Origin of the sequence: Marinomonas sp. KMM3893 (assembly GCF_004352855.1) — a bacterium.
GTDB lineage: Bacteria > Pseudomonadota > Gammaproteobacteria > Pseudomonadales > Marinomonadaceae > Marinomonas > Marinomonas arenicola.
Map to the genome: position 1 here is coordinate 367,826 of NZ_SJSC01000003.1, position 17,951 is coordinate 385,776.

General features: G+C 45.4%; 18 protein-coding genes. 15 read left to right on the forward strand and 3 right to left on the reverse strand.

Translation table 11 applies throughout. The features are described from left to right. The first annotated feature begins 150 nt into the window (after positions 1–150). Positions 151–1,833 carry a 30S ribosomal protein S1 gene (rpsA, locus tag E0D71_RS09590; protein WP_133003086.1) on the forward strand — a complete coding sequence of 561 codons (1,683 nt, stop codon included), beginning with the start codon at positions 151–153 and terminating at the stop codon, positions 1,831–1,833. Between the two features lie 134 nt (positions 1,834–1,967). Here rpsA and E0D71_RS09595 read toward each other — a convergent pair whose 3' ends face one another. Continuing rightward, the gene (locus E0D71_RS09595) at positions 1,968–2,219 is read right to left on the reverse strand and encodes a hypothetical protein (RefSeq protein ID WP_133003087.1); all 252 of its coding nucleotides are present in this window, start codon (positions 2,217–2,219) and stop codon (positions 1,968–1,970) included. An 11-nt stretch (positions 2,220–2,230) separates the two neighbouring features. Further along, positions 2,231–2,947, reverse strand: coding sequence for a tRNA (N6-threonylcarbamoyladenosine(37)-N6)-methyltransferase TrmO (gene tsaA, locus E0D71_RS09600; RefSeq protein ID WP_133003088.1), 717 nt, complete (start codon positions 2,945–2,947; stop codon positions 2,231–2,233). Between the two features lie 135 nt (positions 2,948–3,082). Here tsaA and E0D71_RS09605 point away from each other — a divergent pair, with 135 nt between their 5' ends. The 14 genes from E0D71_RS09605 (at position 3,083) to E0D71_RS09670 (ending at position 17,158) form a co-directional block, all read left to right on the forward strand. Next, entirely contained in the window at positions 3,083–4,363 is a 1,281-nt protein-coding gene (locus tag E0D71_RS09605) for a glutamate-5-semialdehyde dehydrogenase (RefSeq protein ID WP_133003089.1), read from the forward strand. Next, entirely contained in the window at positions 4,353–5,033 is a 681-nt protein-coding gene (nadD, locus tag E0D71_RS09610) for a nicotinate-nucleotide adenylyltransferase (protein WP_243712008.1), read from the forward strand. Before E0D71_RS09605 ends, nadD begins: the two co-directional genes overlap by 11 nt. Then, the gene (gene rsfS / locus E0D71_RS09615; RefSeq protein WP_133003091.1) at positions 5,030–5,383 is read left to right on the forward strand and encodes a ribosome silencing factor; all 354 of its coding nucleotides are present in this window, start codon (positions 5,030–5,032) and stop codon (positions 5,381–5,383) included. Before nadD ends, rsfS begins: the two co-directional genes overlap by 4 nt. Before the next feature lie 9 nt (positions 5,384–5,392). Further along, on the forward strand, positions 5,393–5,860 hold the full coding sequence (gene rlmH, locus E0D71_RS09620; protein WP_133003092.1) for a 23S rRNA (pseudouridine(1915)-N(3))-methyltransferase RlmH: 468 nt from the start codon (positions 5,393–5,395) through the stop codon (positions 5,858–5,860). Positions 5,861–5,871: 11 nt separating this feature from the next. Continuing rightward, the gene (mrdA, locus tag E0D71_RS09625; RefSeq protein ID WP_133003093.1) at positions 5,872–7,749 is read left to right on the forward strand and encodes a penicillin-binding protein 2; all 1,878 of its coding nucleotides are present in this window, start codon (positions 5,872–5,874) and stop codon (positions 7,747–7,749) included. Continuing rightward, the gene (gene rodA / locus E0D71_RS09630) at positions 7,746–8,867 is read left to right on the forward strand and encodes a rod shape-determining protein RodA (RefSeq protein ID WP_133003094.1); all 1,122 of its coding nucleotides are present in this window, start codon (positions 7,746–7,748) and stop codon (positions 8,865–8,867) included. The genes mrdA and rodA overlap by 4 nt, the downstream gene beginning before the upstream one ends. Continuing rightward, on the forward strand, positions 8,867–9,925 hold the full coding sequence (gene mltB / locus E0D71_RS09635) for a lytic murein transglycosylase B (RefSeq protein WP_133003095.1): 1,059 nt from the start codon (positions 8,867–8,869) through the stop codon (positions 9,923–9,925). Before rodA ends, mltB begins: the two co-directional genes overlap by 1 nt. Beyond that, on the forward strand, positions 9,918–10,838 hold the full coding sequence (locus E0D71_RS09640) for a septal ring lytic transglycosylase RlpA family protein (protein ID WP_133003096.1): 921 nt from the start codon (positions 9,918–9,920) through the stop codon (positions 10,836–10,838). Before mltB ends, E0D71_RS09640 begins: the two co-directional genes overlap by 8 nt. An 88-nt stretch (positions 10,839–10,926) precedes the next feature. Continuing rightward, positions 10,927–12,075 carry a D-alanyl-D-alanine carboxypeptidase family protein gene (locus tag E0D71_RS09645; protein ID WP_133003097.1) on the forward strand — a complete coding sequence of 383 codons (1,149 nt, stop codon included), beginning with the start codon at positions 10,927–10,929 and terminating at the stop codon, positions 12,073–12,075. Positions 12,076–12,099: 24 nt separating this feature from the next. After that, complete coding sequence (locus E0D71_RS09650; protein ID WP_133003098.1) at positions 12,100–12,405, forward strand: DUF493 domain-containing protein; 306 nt, start codon at positions 12,100–12,102, stop codon at positions 12,403–12,405. Then, entirely contained in the window at positions 12,406–13,050 is a 645-nt protein-coding gene (gene lipB, locus E0D71_RS09655) for a lipoyl(octanoyl) transferase LipB (protein WP_133003099.1), read from the forward strand. A gap of 1 nt (position 13,051) precedes the next feature. Then, positions 13,052–14,011 (forward strand): lipoyl synthase, encoded by a 960-nt coding sequence (gene lipA, locus E0D71_RS09660; protein ID WP_133003100.1) that lies wholly within the window; start codon positions 13,052–13,054, stop codon positions 14,009–14,011. A gap of 170 nt (positions 14,012–14,181) precedes the next feature. Further along, entirely contained in the window at positions 14,182–16,077 is a 1,896-nt protein-coding gene (speA, locus tag E0D71_RS09665; RefSeq protein ID WP_133003101.1) for a biosynthetic arginine decarboxylase, read from the forward strand. A gap of 196 nt (positions 16,078–16,273) precedes the next feature. Beyond that, entirely contained in the window at positions 16,274–17,158 is an 885-nt protein-coding gene (locus E0D71_RS09670) for a GNAT family N-acetyltransferase (RefSeq protein ID WP_133003102.1), read from the forward strand. 11 nt (positions 17,159–17,169) lie between these two features. Here the strand turns inward: E0D71_RS09670 and E0D71_RS09675 are convergent, their stop codons facing one another. Then, positions 17,170–17,865, reverse strand: coding sequence for a hypothetical protein (locus E0D71_RS09675; RefSeq protein ID WP_133003103.1), 696 nt, complete (start codon positions 17,863–17,865; stop codon positions 17,170–17,172). Between the last annotated feature and the right edge of the window lie 86 nt (positions 17,866–17,951).

The following is a 17,951-nucleotide window of genomic DNA, read 5'->3' on the forward strand; positions in this document are numbered from 1 at the left end:
GCGTGTAAAATGTGCTAGAATAGTCTAAATGTTATTCAAGTCGGTGGGAGACCAGCAACGCTTCCATCGCAATAATCATAAAAATTGACCCGTATTTGCTGGTGATACGGATAAGACCAAAATTTTTTGGTCAACTATATAGGAAATACAATGACTCAAAGCTTCGCAGAACTGTTTGAAGAAAGCCTGTTAACCGTCGAAATGGCGCCAGGCTCAATTGTTACTGGTATTGTTGTTGATATTGACAGCGAATGGGTAACTGTTCATGCAGGTCTTAAATCTGAAGGCGTAATTCCTCGTGCTCAGTTCCTAACGGAAAGTGGTGAGTTCAATGTTAACATCGGCGACGAAGTTAAAGTTGCACTTGACGCTGTTGAAGATGGTTTCGGTGAGACTAAATTGTCTCGTGAAAAAGCGAAACGTGCTGAAACTTGGGCTGTTCTTGAAAAAGCCTACGAAGAAGGCGCCATCGTCAATGGTGTTATCAATGGTAAAGTCAAAGGTGGCTTCACAGTTGATATCGCAAACATCCGTGCTTTCTTGCCAGGTTCTTTGGTAGATGTTCGCCCAATCCGCGACACGTCTCACCTAGAAGGTGTGGATCTAGAGTTCAAACTTATCAAGCTTGATCAAAAACGTAACAACGTTGTTGTATCTCGTCGTGCCGTTATGGAAGCGACTAACAGCGCTGAACGCGAAACACTACTTGCTTCTCTAGAAGAAGGCCAAGAAGTTAAAGGTATCGTTAAGAACCTTACAGACTACGGTGCGTTCGTTGATCTTGGTGGTGTTGATGGTCTTCTACACATCACTGACATGGCTTGGAAACGCATTAAGCACCCAAGTGAAATCATTGCTGTTGGCGATGAAATCGACGTTAAAGTACTTAAGTTTGACCGCGAGCGTAACCGTGTGTCTCTAGGTCTTAAACAATTGGGTGAAGATCCATGGGTTGCTATCAAAGCACGTTACCCAGAAGGTACTAAAGTAACTGCTAAAGTTACTAACTTGACTGATTACGGTTGCTTCGCTGAACTTGAAGAAGGCGTAGAAGGTCTAGTACACGTATCTGAAATGGATTGGACTAACAAAAACATCCACCCATCTAAAGTTGTTCAGATCGGTGATGAAGTTGAAGTTATGATCCTTGATATCGACGAAGAACGTCGTCGTATCTCTTTGGGTATCAAGCAGTGCACCATGAACCCATGGGAAGAGTTTGCTACATCTTTCAACAAAGGCGACAAAATCTCTGGCGCAATCAAGTCTATCACTGACTTTGGTGTGTTCATTGGTCTTGACGGCGGCATCGACGGCCTTGTTCACTTGTCTGACCTATCTTGGGAAGAAACGGGTGAAGAAGCGGTTCGTGCATACAAGAAAGGTGATGTTCTTGAGACTGTTGTATTGTCTATCGATGCAGAACGCGAGCGTATCTCTCTTGGCGTTAAACAGCTTGAAGAAGACCCATTTGTTGGTTTCGTTGCTGAAAACGACAAAGGCACTATCGTAAACGGTACTGTTGCTTCTGTAGATGCAAAAGGTGCGGTTGTTGTTCTAGCTGAAGGCGTTGAAGCTACTTTGAAAGTATCTGAAATCAGCCGTGAGCGTGTTGAAGATGCAACAACTGTATTGAAAGAAGGCGATAAAGTAGAAGCAGCGATCATCAGTGTTGATCGTAAAGCTCGTACTATTACACTTTCTATCAAACAGAAAGATGCTACTGAAGAAAAAGCTGCGCTTAAATCTCATTCTGAGAAACAGCAAGTTGAAGCGAACGGTCCTACCACTATCGGTGATTTGATCAAAGCTCAACTAGAAAACCAAAACTAAGTTTTGATTTTCATTGGCTATTAAAAAGCGGGCTTAGGCCCGCTTTTTTTATGTCAAATTTACGATAACGCGTTGACAAGAAAACTATACATAAAACATGTGGATAACTGTGGGTATAGACTCTGTGTGACGCTTCATCGAAGCGATTTGAGAAGTGTTTTCGTGTCCTCTTCGTCCCAGTCTTCTTTTTCTAATAATTGTTTCAGTGAGTTGTTTTCTTGTGTTTGCTGAAGGTTCTTCTGAAATTTAGCAAAATGCATGTCTTTGATGAGCTTCTCATCATAAGGAGAGCGATACAGTGGCGGCGTTGATTCGCTGTTTGAAACGTCTGCTTGCTTCAATTTGTCTATGTTTTGATAGGTCTTTAGAAAGTCTTTTTTATTCATACCTGCTCTCCCTATTCGGTTTGTTCTATATGGAGTATTTCAAAATACTCTGGATGAGCGCGCCATCTAATGTTCAGATCCCATAATCTTATGCCATGCTCTTTGCCGTCTTTTTGTTGTAAGTAGGACGGGCGAGGATCTTGCTCGATGACTTGTTTAATTAAAGTCTTAATATCTCGCTGATGCAATGATTGGTAATGGTTGCACTGGCGATCGGCTAGCTCAGAAAAAACAACCTCACTGGTGCGATCTGCTTGTGGGGCGAAGCCGCCTTGGGCATCGGGGATGCTATCGGCGTAGGGAATATAAGGTTTGATGTCGAGTACTGGGGTGCCATCGAGTAAGTCGGCGCCAAGTAGCTCGATAAAAACCTTGCCCTTTTCTTGGTAAATATTGCCAAGCTTTATAACCGACAACCCAATGGGGTTGGGTCTGTGTGTCGCGCGAGTGGCAAACACCCCCATTTTGACCTTGCCGCCCAGTCGAGGTGGCCGTATTTTGGCTTTCCAGTTTTCTGTCATGGTGGCGTGAAAAATGAACTGAACCCAGATGTGAGAGAAATCGCTTAATCCATCAAGCGTATCCAAGCGGTTAAAAGGCGGTAGTAGTTCGATCTTGGCGGTTGCCTCAGTGACAAGCCCAGGTTGTCTTGGAATGCCAAATTTTTCTTTGTAGCAGGAGTGGACTAGGCCAATTGTGGTTAGGTTAAAGTGCGTTGGAGCAGACAAGCTTGCTTCCTTTTTTTCATCGAATTCAAGGCTAAAGGATTAAATAGTTTGTGTTAGTATACTGGCAAGAGAGCTGCGCGGACGATAAATTTCTGCGATTAGAGCGTTACTTTTTAACCGAATTAGAGATTAAAAATGTCTTTAGAATCCTATATGAATCAGATTGGTCAGCAAGCGAGAGCGGCATCGCGCTTGCTTGCTAAAGCGTCCACAGAGCATAAAAACAATGCGCTATTAGCCATGGCGGACGCGTTGGAAAAGGCACGACCTCGATTGATAGAAGAAAATGCCAAAGACATTCAAAATGGTGAGAAAAAGGGCTTAGATGCTGCCTTATTGGATCGTTTGCTGCTCAGTGATGCGCGCATCGATGGCATGATTGAAGGGCTCAAACAAGTGGCTGGGTTACCGGATCCGATTGGCGAGATTACCGATATGTTGTATCGCCCATCGGGTATTCAGCTAGGAAAAATGCGCGTGCCATTGGGTGTGATCGGTATCATTTACGAGTCACGACCAAATGTCACCATTGACGCCGCCAGCTTATGCCTGAAATCAGGCAATGCCACTATTTTACGTGGTGGTTCAGAAGCGTTTTATTCGAACCAAGCGATTGCAGAAGCGGTAACAGCGGGTCTTAAGGCCGTTGGTTTGCCAGAAAGTGCCGTGCAGGTATTAAATACGACGGACCGTGATGCCGTGGGGCGTTTGATCGCCATGCCTGAATACGTAGATGTGATTGTTCCTCGTGGCGGCAAGGGGCTTATAGAGCGCATTAGTAAAGACGCTCGAGTGCCTGTTATTAAGCACTTAGATGGTAATTGCCATGTTTATATCGACGATGAGGCAGATTTGGATAAGGCGTTTAATATAGCGTTGAACGCCAAAACGCGTCGTTACGGTGTTTGTAATGCCATGGAGTCTTTGTTGATTCATCAAGCGGTTGCTGAGCAGATTTTGCCAAAATTGGTGTCGGCCTTTCATGAGAAAGGGGTTGAGTTGGTTGGTTGTGACGCCACTCGAACCATTGTAGCTGGGTCTGCTGCGTCAGACATAGCGATCGGAGTCGCCACACAAGAAGACTGGTTTACCGAATACCTTGCTCCTAAGCTTTCGATTAAAATTCTGGCTGACATGGAGGAAGCCATCGAGCATATCAATCATTATGGCTCTCACCATTCCGATGCCATTATTTCTCAAAATTACTCTAAGACCCGTGCGTTTATGACGCAAGTGGATTCGTCTTCTGTGATGGTGAACGCCTCGACCGCTTTTGCGGATGGCTTTGAATATGGGTTGGGTGCCGAAATTGGTATTTCTACCGATAAAATCCACGCCCGTGGACCGGTCGGTCTGATTGGTTTAACCAGCCAGAAGTACATAGTGCTAGGGGATGGCCACACCCGTGACAATTAATACCAAGCATCTGGGGCGAGCTTCTGGCGTTGCCATTATGGGAGGGACGTTTGACCCGATACATAATGGGCATCTGAGGGCGGCGGTAGAAATCCTCGACCGTTTTGGTTTTGAGTCTTTGCGTTTGGTTCCTTGTTTTCAGCCAGTTCATAAAGGTCTGCCTAGCATTACCGCGGCACAGCGTCTGGCAATGGTTGAAATGGCGATTTCGAGCGATTCGCGTTTGTCCGTTGATCGACGAGAAATTGTGCGTGAAGGGCCGAGTTACTCGATTGATACCTTAAAAGACATTCGTTCTGAGATTGGCCCAGATGAGCCCTTGATCATGGTGTTGGGAATGGACAGTTTTTTGTCGATCCCAACTTGGGCGGATTGGCAGGCATTGATCCAGTATGCGCATATTTTGGTGGTGTCTCGACCGGGCTGGGAGCCGGATCTGATTTCGGAATTAAGCGCTTTCTGCGAAAACTATCGTGCCGCTTCATCGCATGAGTTACAATGCGCGCCCTCAGGTTTTATTTGGTTAGAAACGCTACCGTCTCTGGAGATCTCTTCGAGTATGATAAGAGCCCTGCGTAAAAAACAGGAATCCATTGCGTATCTGCTACCAGAACCCGTACAAACATACATAATACAAAATCAATTATATCAGGATAACGTAACTTTATGAGTCAGCCTAATCTCACAGCGGATCAAATCTTAGCTTTAGCAGTGGAAGCACTGGAAGATGTCAAAGGTGATAAGATCACTGTGTTGAATGTTTCAAAACACACAGACATGATGGATTTCATGGTTATTTGTACCGGTACCTCTAAGCGTCATGTGAATGGTTTGGGGCAGAATGTTATTGAGCATCTAAAGTCTAATGGTCTTCAGCCTTTAGGTTTTGAAGGACGCGGTACAGGAAGCGACTGGGTGTTGGTTGATCTTCATGATGTTGTTGTTCATGTCATGACCGAAGAAGCGCGAGCTTTTTACGACCTAGAAAAACTTTGGGACATTAAACCAGAATCGATTTAAGGTTTTGCAATGCGCGTTCGACTGATTGCTGTCGGCACTAAAATGCCGAAATGGGTAACGCAAGGCTATGACGATTACGCCAAGCGATTGCCCAAAGATTTTGCTTTAGAATTGGTGGAAATCCCAATGTCACCACGCGGGAAAAACACCGATATACCTAAAGCAATTCGCAAAGAAGGTGATCTGATGCTCGATGCGATTCCTCAGGGAGATAAGGTAATCGCAATGGAGGTCCTCGGTAAAGAGTGGTCAACGCATCAGTTGGCAGATCAGACCGAGAGCTGGCGCATGGAAGGTTATAATGTCAGTTTGTTGGTGGGTGGCCCTGATGGGCTTGACCCCCGTTGTACAGCGAAAGCCGATCAAATCTGGTCGCTTTCTCGTTTGACACTGCCACACCCTATGGTTCGGGTTATTCTTGCTGAGCAAATCTACCGTGCTTGGACCTTGATGAATAATCATCCGTACCATAGATAGAGGATCGTTCGTTGAGCCGTCGATATAAGAACTTCCGCAATTACAATCAAGAAAAAACACTGACACAATCGCGTATTATTATTGCGGGCCTTTTAGTGTTGCTCTTGGCGGGCGTCTTGATGGCTCGCTTGTTTTACCTCCAAGTCTTAAATTACCAACTTTATCAAACCAAAGCCGATGATAACCGTGTGATGCTGGTCACTGAGCCACCACCACGTGGGTTGATTTATGATCGCAATGGCGTGGTGCTCGCCGATAACCGTCCTATTCACAGTTTGACGGTGACGCCAGAGCGCATTAAAAGCATGCCTCAGCTGCGCAAAATTCTCTCTGGGTTGATCGATATTAGTCCGGACGAATGGGATCAGTTTGATGAAAAACTGAAAGACTATCGTCGGCCTTATCAATCCATTACCTTAAAATCCCAGTTAACCGATGAAGAGTGGGCGCGTATTGCCGTGAATCTTTATAAGTTAGATGGCGTACAGGTTGAGGCTCAGCTCACTCGTTATTATCCCTATGGCAAAGCGTTTGCTCATGCCGTTGGGTACGTTGGGCGTATTACGACCAAAGATTTAGAAAGAGTGGATAAGCAGGCTTACCAAGGCGCTCTGTTTATTGGTAAAACTGGGGTCGAAGGCTATTACGAAAGCACCTTGTTTGGTAAGCCAGGTATTAAGAAAGTCGAAGTGAATGCGCGCGGTCGTATCATGGATGAGCTGGGGCGAGAGAATCCGGTCCCAGGTAAAGACGTTCATTTGTATATGGATGCGCGTTTGCAGCAATACGCCTACGACTTACTCGGTAATTACAAAGGCTCTGTGGTGGCCATAGATCCGAATACTGGCGGTATTTTAGCCTTGGTCTCCAAGCCCGGCTTTGACCCTAATTTGTTTGTTAGGGGGATTTCTTATAAAGACTATTCCGTATTGCGCAACTCAAAAGACCTTCCTTTGTTTAATCGTGCTTTACGTGGTGGTTACCCACCGGCTTCGACCATTAAGCCGTTTATGGCGCTGGCTGGCCTAGAATATGGTTTCTCTTCATGGACTGAACGTTATTTTGCTCGTGGTTATTACCAAATTAATCCCGGTGGACGTCGTTATCGTGATTGGAAACGAGGCGGTCATGGCTGGATTAATCTAGAGCGTGCGGTCATCGAATCGGTGGACACCTATTTCTACCAGTTAGCGAATAAAATGGGCATTACCCCGATCCATGACTTTTTGACACGCTTTGGTTTTGGGAAAAGTGTGTTGCTAGATTTAAACGGTGCGAGCATCGGCTTGTTGCCATCCAATGCGTGGAAAAAAGCCAAATACAATGAGCCTTGGTACCCAGGGGACTCAGTAAACGTTGGGATAGGCCAAGGTTTCATGGTGGCCACACCGATTCAGATTGCAACGGCGGTTTCCGCCATTGCGGCGCGCGGGCATTATTATTTCCCACGCATGGCGCAGACAATTGGCAACAAAGCTGCGACGTTTGAGGGCAAAGAAGGGGGTGTTCATAACATCATCCTAAAAGACCAGCGCAACTGGGAAAAAATCATTACCGCAATGCGCAAAGTGATTACCGATCCTAAGGGCACAGGAAGGCGCTTACAGGGGACGGATTACGCCATTGCCGGTAAGACAGGGACAGGGCAAGTCTTTAGTCTGCAAGACGGTGAGGAATATGAAGCGGACAAACTGGCGAAGCGGCTTCATGACCATGGTTTGTTTATTGCTTTTGCGCCAGCGGAGAAGCCGACGATTGCCGTTTTTGCGATTTTTGAAAATGGCGGCGGGGCTGCCAAACCGGCCGATTTAACGAAGAAACTTTTTGATGCTTATATCGACGGTAAGTACCCTAAAAAGTACGACTATTTAAAAGGTAATGCGAAGTGAGTGATAATGTTTATAGAAGAGCGCTGTCATTTGCGAACGCTCGCCTTTGGAAGCTGATTCACGTCGATATTTTGTTGCTTGGTGCGCTACTGCTGCTGATGGCCGGTGGCCTTGTTGTCTTGTACTCGGCGTCTGGTCAAGATATGGAAATGGTAGAGCGACAAATTCTCCGTTTTGGTATCGGTATGGGGGTGTGTCTTGGCTTGGCGCAACTGCCCCCTAAATACATGCGCAGAGCCTCACCGGCTTTGTTTATTTTCTTGGCCATGTTGCTGATTGGTGTCTTGCTGTTTGGCGTTGGTGCGAAAGGTGCGCAGCGTTGGTTGGCACTGCCTGGTGGCTTGCGTTTTCAACCCTCTGAAATCATGAAAATCGTCATGCCAATGATGATTGCTTGGTATTTTTCTGATCGCCAGTTACCGCCTAAATTTAGAGAAGTGGTGGTGGTGTTAGCGTTGATTTTTACCCCCGCATTGATGGTGGCTAGGCAACCTGATTTAGGAACCGCGTTATTGGTGGCCGTGTCGGGCATCTTTGTGTTGTTTTTGGCGGGCCTTGGTTGGCGCTATATTCTGGGGGCCGCCGTGTCAGCGCCTGCTGCAGGCTATGTGCTTTGGCATTTTATGCACGATTATCAGCGTCAGCGCGTATTGACCTTTTTGAATCCAGAAAGCGACCCATTAGGTTCTGGCTGGAATATTATTCAGTCTAAAACCGCGATTGGCTCGGGCGGTCTGTATGGCAAAGGTTGGCTCGAAGGCACGCAAGCACAGTTAAACTTTTTACCAGAAAGCCATACGGATTTTATTATTGCGGTATTGGGTGAAGAGTTTGGCATGCTCGGTTGCGGTATTCTGATTTTTTCCTATTTGTTGGTGATTTCTCGTGGTTTGTATATCTCCGCAACAGCGGAAGACAATTATGCACGCCTATTAGCAGGCAGTTTAACGCTGACCTTTTTTGTTTATATGTTTGTAAATATCGGCATGGTGTCAGGCATTTTACCTGTGGTTGGGGTACCCTTGCCCTTGGTCAGTTATGGCGGTACGTCCATCATAACAATTATGGCGACCTTTGGAATTTTGATGTCGGTACAAACACATAAAAGGGCGAGATGATGATGAAACTAGCAGTAGGGATGTTACTAGTGCTTGGCTTGGTCGGGTGCAGTAGCGCTGGGCAAGTGAAGGAACAAGCGTTGGGTGATGAGCTGGGTGTCAGTAATCAATTGCTCGATGATGCGCCTGAAGATAAAGCAGACTCTTATGCAGCCAACCCGCAAGTAAAAGCCTTTATTGCCCGCTTAGTGAAGCAAGATCACTTTGATAAAAATACGCTAGAATTGGCGTTTTCACGGATAAAAATACGTGAAAAAGTCATTCAAAAATCCAACAATCAACCAGAATCCATTACCCCTTATTATGAATATCGCTCGCGTTTTACCAATGCGCAACGGGTTGCCAGTGGTAAGGCTTTTGCCCAGAAAAACAAACATTGGTTAGAAAAAGCAGAGCAAGAATATGGCGTTGATTGGCACGTCATTGTGGCTTTGATAGGGGTTGAAACCTATTACGGGCGCATTACCGGTTCGAAAGATGTTTTCACCTCATTAACCACGCTCGCCTTTGATTACCCAAGACGACAAGCTTACTTCCAGAATGAACTGCGTGCCTATTTATTATTGGCGCGTGAAAATAATTGGAACATTGGCGCGACAAAGGGGTCCTATAGTGGGGCCATGGGTATGGTGCAGTTTATGCCAACCAATTACCGTAAGTTAGCGGTGGATTATGATGGCGATGGTCATGTTGATCTTTGGCACTCAGATGCAGATGCCATCGGCAGTGTGGCAAATTATTTGCGTCACCATGGCTGGGAATACGAGCAACCTTACTTGGTAATGGCTCAGGTGGACAGTCCAGATGCGGTATCAAAATGGATAAACGCAGACAGAAAACCCATCAAAACAGCGGCCCAGTGGGCGGCGTTGAAAGTGTTGCCAACGCAACCTTTCTTAGCAAAGAAAATGGGCTTAGTGGGCTTGCGCACCAAGGAGGATGAAACCTCTTATTGGCTGGCTTATGAGAACTTTTTTACTATCATGGATTACAACCCAAGCCGACGTTATGCCATGTCAGTATTGGAGCTTGCTGAGAGCATAGGAAAGAATGATTAAACATCGTGGTTTATGGTTATTAATTGGGGCGTGCCTTGTGTTATTGAGTGGTTGCACCGGTAATACAATGAGTTCTGCTGAGTATGATAAAGCCTCCGCTGGAGGGCGTTATACCATTCTTAAGGATCACGCTCCTGACCACGATGTCAAAGTAGACCATTTGCCTGACTTGGTGCCTAAATGGGAACCTAAAAGTCGAGGCGGCAATAAAAGCCCTTACGAAGTCTGGGGTAAGAAATACTGGGTGATGAAATCTGCTAAGGGCTACGTAGCAGAAGGAACGGCTTCTTGGTATGGCATGAAATTTCATGGTCATACCACATCAAATGGGGAAACATATGATATGTATGCCTTTTCTGCTGCCCATAAATCCCTGCCTTTACCGACCTATTTAAAAGTCACCAACTTGGATAATCAGCGTTCTGTGATTGTTAGAGTGAATGACAGAGGGCCTTTTCATGGGGACCGATTGATCGATCTTTCCTACGCGGCCGCGGTGCGCTTGGATTATCAGAAAAAAGGCTTGGCTCACGTGAGAATCGAAGCCATAACGCCGCCAAAAGGGGGTGTTTATCAGCCAGAACCCAACGCTTCTTCAGGCCTTAAGAAAGAGGCTAATCCCCCTGTTATATTGACCTCTAAGTCAATTGCGGCACCTTCAAGTTCGGTGTCGAAAGTGCCTGTTTTTACGCACTTGCAATTGGGGGCTTTTTCAACAAAGGAAGCGGCCGAACGCTTGAAAAACCAACTGTTTTCTGTCTTTGATACGCAAATTAATATCGAGATAGTGAAGCACAGCGATGCACTTTATAAAGTATTAGTAGGCCCTTATGGCAGTGATGTAGAACTGTCTAATTGGCAAAAAAGGCTTTATGATGCAGGCTTTGCAAAGCCAGTACGAGTTGCGATGTAACTGTAAAGGCGAATTTCATAGACTAGAGATTCATTTTTCTCTCTAGTATCATTTGTAAACTTTTTTTAACCAGACGATGTTGTAGAGTATGAAGCGACTCCTAATTATTTTATCCGTATTTCTTGGCATAACAGCCAATGCCGTTCACGCAGAGCCTTCGCTAATTCCTGCGCCACCAGAACTTGCCGCTAGCAGTTATATCCTAATGGATGCTTACACCGGCGATATCTTAGTGTCTCACAATGCGGATGAAAAACTACCGCCAGCCAGCCTGACTAAGTTAATGACGGCTTACATCACTGAGTATGAGCTAGCTCGCGGTGATATCAGTGTTGATGATAAAGTCACCATCAGTGAAAAAGCATGGCGCATGAAAGGGTCTCGTACCTTCGTTCGTGAAGGCACAAGAGTGCCATTAATGACACTGATGCAAGGCATGATTGTTCAGTCTGGTAATGATGCGACTGTCGCGATTGCAGAGCACATTGCAGGCAGTGAGTCTGCTTTTGCTGACTTGATGAACCAGCACGCTAAACTGCTTGGTATGAAAGACTCTCATTTCGTCAATGCGACGGGCTACCCAGCAGACGATCATTACTCTAGTGCTCACGATATTGCGATCGTAGCGCGTGCGACCATTACTCAGTTCCCTGAAAATTACCCAATTTACGCGGAAAAGTACTTTACCTATAACAACATTCGTCAGCCTAACCGCAATCGTCTGTTATGGCGTGATAAGTCCGTAGATGGTTTGAAAACAGGCCATACTGAAGCCGCTGGTTTTTGCTTGGCCGCTTCTGCCGTACGCAATGGCACGCGTTTGATTACCGTTGTCATGGGCACAAAATCAGATGAAGCTCGTGCCAGCGAATCTCAGAAATTATTGGATTACGGTTTCCGATACTACGAAACACGCAAGCTTTATAGCCGTGGCCAAGTGGTGAACAATGCCCGTGTTTGGGGTGGTAGCCAAAATACAGTGAAAGTTGGTTTTACCGATGACGTATTGGTAACATTGCCGCGCCAAGATGCGGACTCGCTTCCTGCAAGCTTACAAATGAACCCTGAAATTGAAGCGCCAATCAAAGTGGGCGATGTGCTTGGTAAAGTGGTTGTTGGTACCGCTGGCAATGTTGTATTAGAACGCAATGTTGTTGCGCTTGAGCCTGTTGAACAAGGTGGCTTCTTTAAGCGTATATTTGATAAAATCAAACTTTTCTTCATGAATTTATTTTAGGTCTTAGGATCTAGTGGACTATCGATGGCTCTGATTACAAAAGATGGCGATCAAGCTGAAAATGCAGTTGATGCGCCCAAGATTGAATTTCCATGTGACAACTATGTGATTAAAGTGGTGGCACTTGATCTTGATAACTGTCATGTGGATATTGTGAAATGCATGCAAGTGCATGCTCCAGAAATGGGCAATGAAGCGACTAATATCAATCGCTCAAGCAAGGGACGTTTTGTCAGCTACAGCTTCCGTATTTTGGCTCAGAGTGAAGAACAGCTAGCAAACTTGCATAAGGATCTTATGGCGCTTGAAGCGGTTAAGATGGTTCTATAAATGAATCAGGACCTTATTTGCCGTGATTTAGGCGTGATTGCCTACGAGACAACTTGGGAACGAATGAAAGAATTCACCCAAGTTCGCTCGAAAGAAGATCAAGATGAAATTTGGTTACTTGAACATCCTTCTTTATTTACGCAAGGACAAGCGGGTAAAGAAGAGCATCTACTGGCGCCAGGAGATATTCCTGTTATTCAAGTGGATCGAGGCGGGCAGGTTACTTACCATGGCCCAGGCCAGCTGGTAGCTTATGTACTGATTGATCTCAAACGCCTTGGAATAGGCGTAAGGGATTTGGTCAGTGTGTTAGAGAATGCCATTGTTGAGACTCTCAAGCTCAATGATATTGAGGCGTATGCCAAGCCAGATGCCCCAGGTGTTTATGTAGATGAAAAAAAGATCGCTTCCTTGGGCTTAAGAGTTCGCCGAGGCTGTTCTTTTCATGGTTTAGCGTTGAATGTGGATATGGATTTATCCCCCTTTAATCGTATTAATCCATGTGGCTATCAAGGTCTTCAGATGGTCGATATGGCTCGCTTGAGCAGTCAGGTCGATTTTTCTAATGTTAAAGTTCAGTTGGCGAACCAGCTTGCTGAACAGCTCGGATACAAACATCCGACTATCCAACAAGGGTGGAAATAGAATGACTGCAGAACGCAAACGCGTTGTCCAAGGCGAAAAACTTCGTGGCGCCGATAAAATGGCCCGCATCCCAGTAAAAATTGTCCCAACAGAAGAAATTCCACGCAAGCCAGATTGGCTTCGTGTGCGTATGCCTGCTTCTCCTGAAATTGCTCGTATCAAGCAGACACTGCGTGAGCATAAGCTAGCCTCTGTATGTGAAGAAGCGAACTGCCCTAATTTAGGGGAATGTTTCAGTAATGGTACGGCGACTTTCATGATCATGGGCGAAATTTGTACGCGCCGTTGTCCTTTTTGTGATGTTGCTCACGGTCGTCCGAATGCATTAAGCCCGAATGAGCCAAAAGAGCTTGCGGCGGCCATTCGTGACATGAAATTAAAATACGTGGTGATTACCTCCGTTGACCGTGATGATCTACGAGATGGCGGTGCGCAGCATTTTGTTGATTGTATCAATGAAACTCGTGCTTTGAGCCCTAACATTGAAATCGAGACTTTGGTGCCGGATTTCCGTGGGCGCATGGAAACATCGTTGGACATCTTGCAGCTTGCACCACCAGATGTGTTTAATCACAATTTAGAATCCATTCCTCGCCTTTACCGTCAAGTGCGTCCAGGTTCTGATTACCAATGGTCTCTTGATTTGCTCAAGAACTTTAAAGATCGTTGCCCAGAAGTGCCAACCAAATCAGGTTTGATGGTGGGCTTAGGCGAGACGTTTGAAGAAATCGTTGAAGTGTTAAAAGATCTGCGTGCTCATAACGTGGATATGTTGACGATTGGTCAATACTTGCAACCTTCAAAACACCATTTCCCAATGGCGCGATTTGTACCGCCTGAAGAATTTGCGCGTTATGAAGAAGTGGCAAAAGAACTTGGCTTTAAGCATGCTGCTTGTGGTCCATTAGTACGTTCTTCTTACCACGCTGATAAGCAAGCTCACGGCGAACGCGTTTCTTAAGCTATTATTACAGTACTGAAAAGAGCGGAGTTGAGGGAGTCCCCCTTAGCCCCGCTTTTTTATTATCTCATGACAACAATCTAAATAAGGGCAAGTGCGGTTGAGGCTCTGATTTCATGTCACTCAGCGGGATTTGTTTTGATGTATTTATTTGAATTTTAGGAGGCAATATGAAGCCTTGGTCAGTGAAAGATTCTGTTGAACTTTATAATGTCACTCACTGGAGTGCTGGTTTTTTCTCTATTAACGATCAAGGCCGTGCCATTGCGCTGCCAGACAGAGAAAATAGCATTGATTTGACTGAACTCTCGAAAGCCCTGAAAGAGCAGGGTATTCCTTATCCTTGTTTAGTGCGCTTTCCTAATATTCTGCATTCAAGAATCGAAAAGATCACGGAATCATTCTGCCAAGCCATCGAGCATTATGATTATAAAGCGAACTATTCGATTGTTTATCCGATTAAGGTGAACCAGCAGCGCCGAGTCGTAGAAGAGATAGCGGGTTGCCAACCTGACAATCCGTCGACGGTAGGGTTAGAAGCCGGCAGTAAGCCTGAATTGATGGCGGTGCTTGCGATGCACCAAAACCCTAACGGCATTATTGTCTGCAATGGTTATAAAGACCGTGAGTTTATTCACTTGGCGTTAATGGCTGAAAAAATGGGTCACCAAGTGTTTATTGTGGTTGAAAAGCTGCATGAGCTGGATCTTATTTTAGACGAAGCGAAAAAAATAGGCGTTAAGCCTCGTATTGGCATTCGTATTCGTTTGGCGTCGACGAGCTCAACGCATTGGAGTAACAGTGGTGGTGAAAAGTCCAAATTTGGTTTGACCACCTCGCAACTGTTGCGTGCGGTTGATCGTTTGCGTGATTTAGACATGCTGGATTGCCTTGAGTTGATTCATTTCCATCTCGGCTCTCAAATCACCAAAATCCGTGATATTCAGAACAGTCTGAAAGAGTGCGCACGTTATTATTCTGAGTTGCATCAAATGAGTGTGCCTGTGAAGTGGGTGGACGTTGGCGGCGGACTGGGTGTGGATTACGAAGGAACGCGCTCACAAAGTGCCTATTCTGCCAACTACAGCATTAGCGAGTATGCGAATAACGTGGTGTTTGCTTTTCATAATGTGTGTGACCAATACAACTTGCCTCATCCAAACCTGATTTCAGAATCCGGTCGTGCGGTCACGGCGCACCATGCCATGATGATTGCGGATGTGTTTTCTCACGGCGCGGAATTGCTGCCGATTGAAGCACCAGATGCAGACAGCGTGTTAGAAATACAGCGCCTTTGGGACTGTTACCAAAGTTTAAAAAATAACGAAGAAAGCGATACTCGATCACTGGTCGAAATTTATCATGATTTGTTAGATGACTTTAATGACAGCCTGACTCTTTATAATCACGGCCAGCTGAATCTTGAACAGCGCGCTCAAGCCGAAAACCTTTTTGTCGTGGCGTGTCGTAACTTGTTGCCAAAATTAGACAACCGCAACCGTGGGCATCGTCCGGTGATCGATGAGCTGAATGAACGTTTGGCGGAAAAGCTGTTTGTTAATTTGTCCGTGTTTCAATCCATGCCAGATGCGTGGGGGATTGATCAGTTGTTCCCTGTATTGCCCTTGCAAGGATTGGATCAAGCGCCGTCTTTTAGAGGCAAAATACAAGACGTTACGTGTGACTCAGATGGTTGTTTGTATCGTTATGTGGATGGCCAGGGGATTGAGTCTTCTTTGCCGTTGCCGCCGCCTCCGATCAATGAAGACTATCTAATGGGGTTTTTCTTAGTTGGGGCTTACCAAGAAACCTTAGGTGACTTACATAACCTTTTCGGTGACACTAGCTCTGTGGACGTTTATCTGACGGAAGATGGCTTTAGAATTGACCATGTGTTGATGGGGGACAGTGTTCAGGACGTACTTAAGTACGTAAGCTATGATGAGCAAGCCTTGTTAAAACGCTATCAAGAGAAAGTCTCTGCAAGTGATCTAGATGGCCAGGAACAGGCAAAGCTAATTGATACCTATCAAAAAGTATTGCGAGGTTCTACTTACTTATCTTAAGCGCGGATATTCAGGCTAAGGCACTGTGTTTAGGTCTTAGCCTGATGTTGTTATGGTGCTTGATGAGGGTGTTTTCTTTGGGTCAAAGTGTGTTTTCCCCTTGTTTTAAGATCGGCAGATTCATGCTTAAGCTGGCTTCGTATAAAAAACAGTAAGAGTGTCATTTTTAAGAACCGTTTCATTAACTAGGATGATTATGACGACGTCTTCTCAACCCAGTATGCCTTGTTATGCTGTGATACTGTCGAGCAGTGTTATGCTTGAGAATATGACTTATCGGATTATGATCGATAAGTTGATTGATTTGGCCAAAGAGCAAGCCGGATTCATTGCCGCAGAATGCTCGTTAGGCGAAACCGATTTACTATTAACTTATTGGCAAGATCGCGACACGGCTGAGCATTGGTTGAACAATACAATATTGAGACGAACGCTGTCTTTGGCTGAGCAATTTTGGTTTGATTCGTATCACTTACGATTGGTTGAGGTCGTCGAAAGTCACTCATTTCAACAGACGAATTTACCGGATCATTCATCACGTTTTCCCCGTATTCAAACCGCACGAGGCGTTCTTAAAATATTAGATGAGTCAGAAGTAGACTTGTTGAAAGCCTACGTAATAGAGGAAAAAGAGTTCCTTGCTCCTTGGGAACCATTGCGCACAGACGCTTATTACTCTACCGCTTTATGCAAACTGCGGATCCGTGAAATGCGCCGAGATTTCCTTAAAGATCAAGGTGTTGCCTTTTGTTTCTTATCCCCTGATGAGCGCCGTATGTTGGGTTACGCGAATTATTCGAATCTGGTCAGAGGGGTCTCTCAGTCTTGTCACCTTGGTTACAGCTTACGAGAGTCTGAGCAGGGCAAAGGACTGATGCATGAATTCTTAAGCGCCGGTAATGAATACCTTCGAAAAGAGTGTCGTATTGATCGAATTCAGGCGAATTACATGCCTAGAAATGCACGCAGTGCTGCGGTGCTGGAGAAATTAAATTTTGTTAAAGAAGGCTACGCTAAACATTATCTGAAAATAAATGGCCAGTGGGAGGATCACGTGCTCACCGCCTTGGTGATGCGCTAGTGTCGCGGCGCTTACAGAGCGAGTACGCGGCCTTTTTCTGGGTAAGGGGTAGTGATGCTCAGTACGGTAATGCTTTTGTTGTTAGGGTTGAACACGGCTTTGCGTGTCATCTTTGGCAGGTGCTGTCCAATATCAGGGCAGTATTCGAACGCCTGTTTATTGATTGATAAGGCCATTTTTCCGTCTAAGCAGAGTAGGTATTGGTCAGTGTGCTTATGATAGTAAGGGGTTTCTTTATAGTGTGCTGGATAGCTATGAATGGCGATAACCCCTTCTTCTCCTTGATACAGAGGCCATATGGTGACACCACTTTTTTCCACAATACTGGTGATGTTGCCGGATGATACCTTATTGAATTGAGTGACTTTCTCGGTTTGTTTCGGGTAAGTGGAAAAGGTAACAATACAGAGTCGGACTTCTGGTGATAACAAGGTTGCTACTGTGATTGCAGTACTGGGCAGCCAGCTGCCTTGGTTCTTTTTAAGGTGTATCTCATTGTGTTGGCTTTTTAGAAAGAGCTCGCCAGATAAAATAAACAGGAAGCACTTGTCGGTGGCTTGGTAGAAACGGCTGGGTGTTGAGTCTTGTAACAAATGCTCGTGACGAATGCCTATGTTGTCTTCCCTGTGAATAATAGAAGAGCAACCGCCTTTACCAAGCTCGTGCTGAATAGGGTAAGGCGAAAAGCTGGAGTGGTGCTTATTCATATAGATCCCTTTGCAATAACGCAATATATGGATGAGATAGTCATCTACCTTAGATAAACTTCCAAGCTAAGGTTGCAGGCCATAAC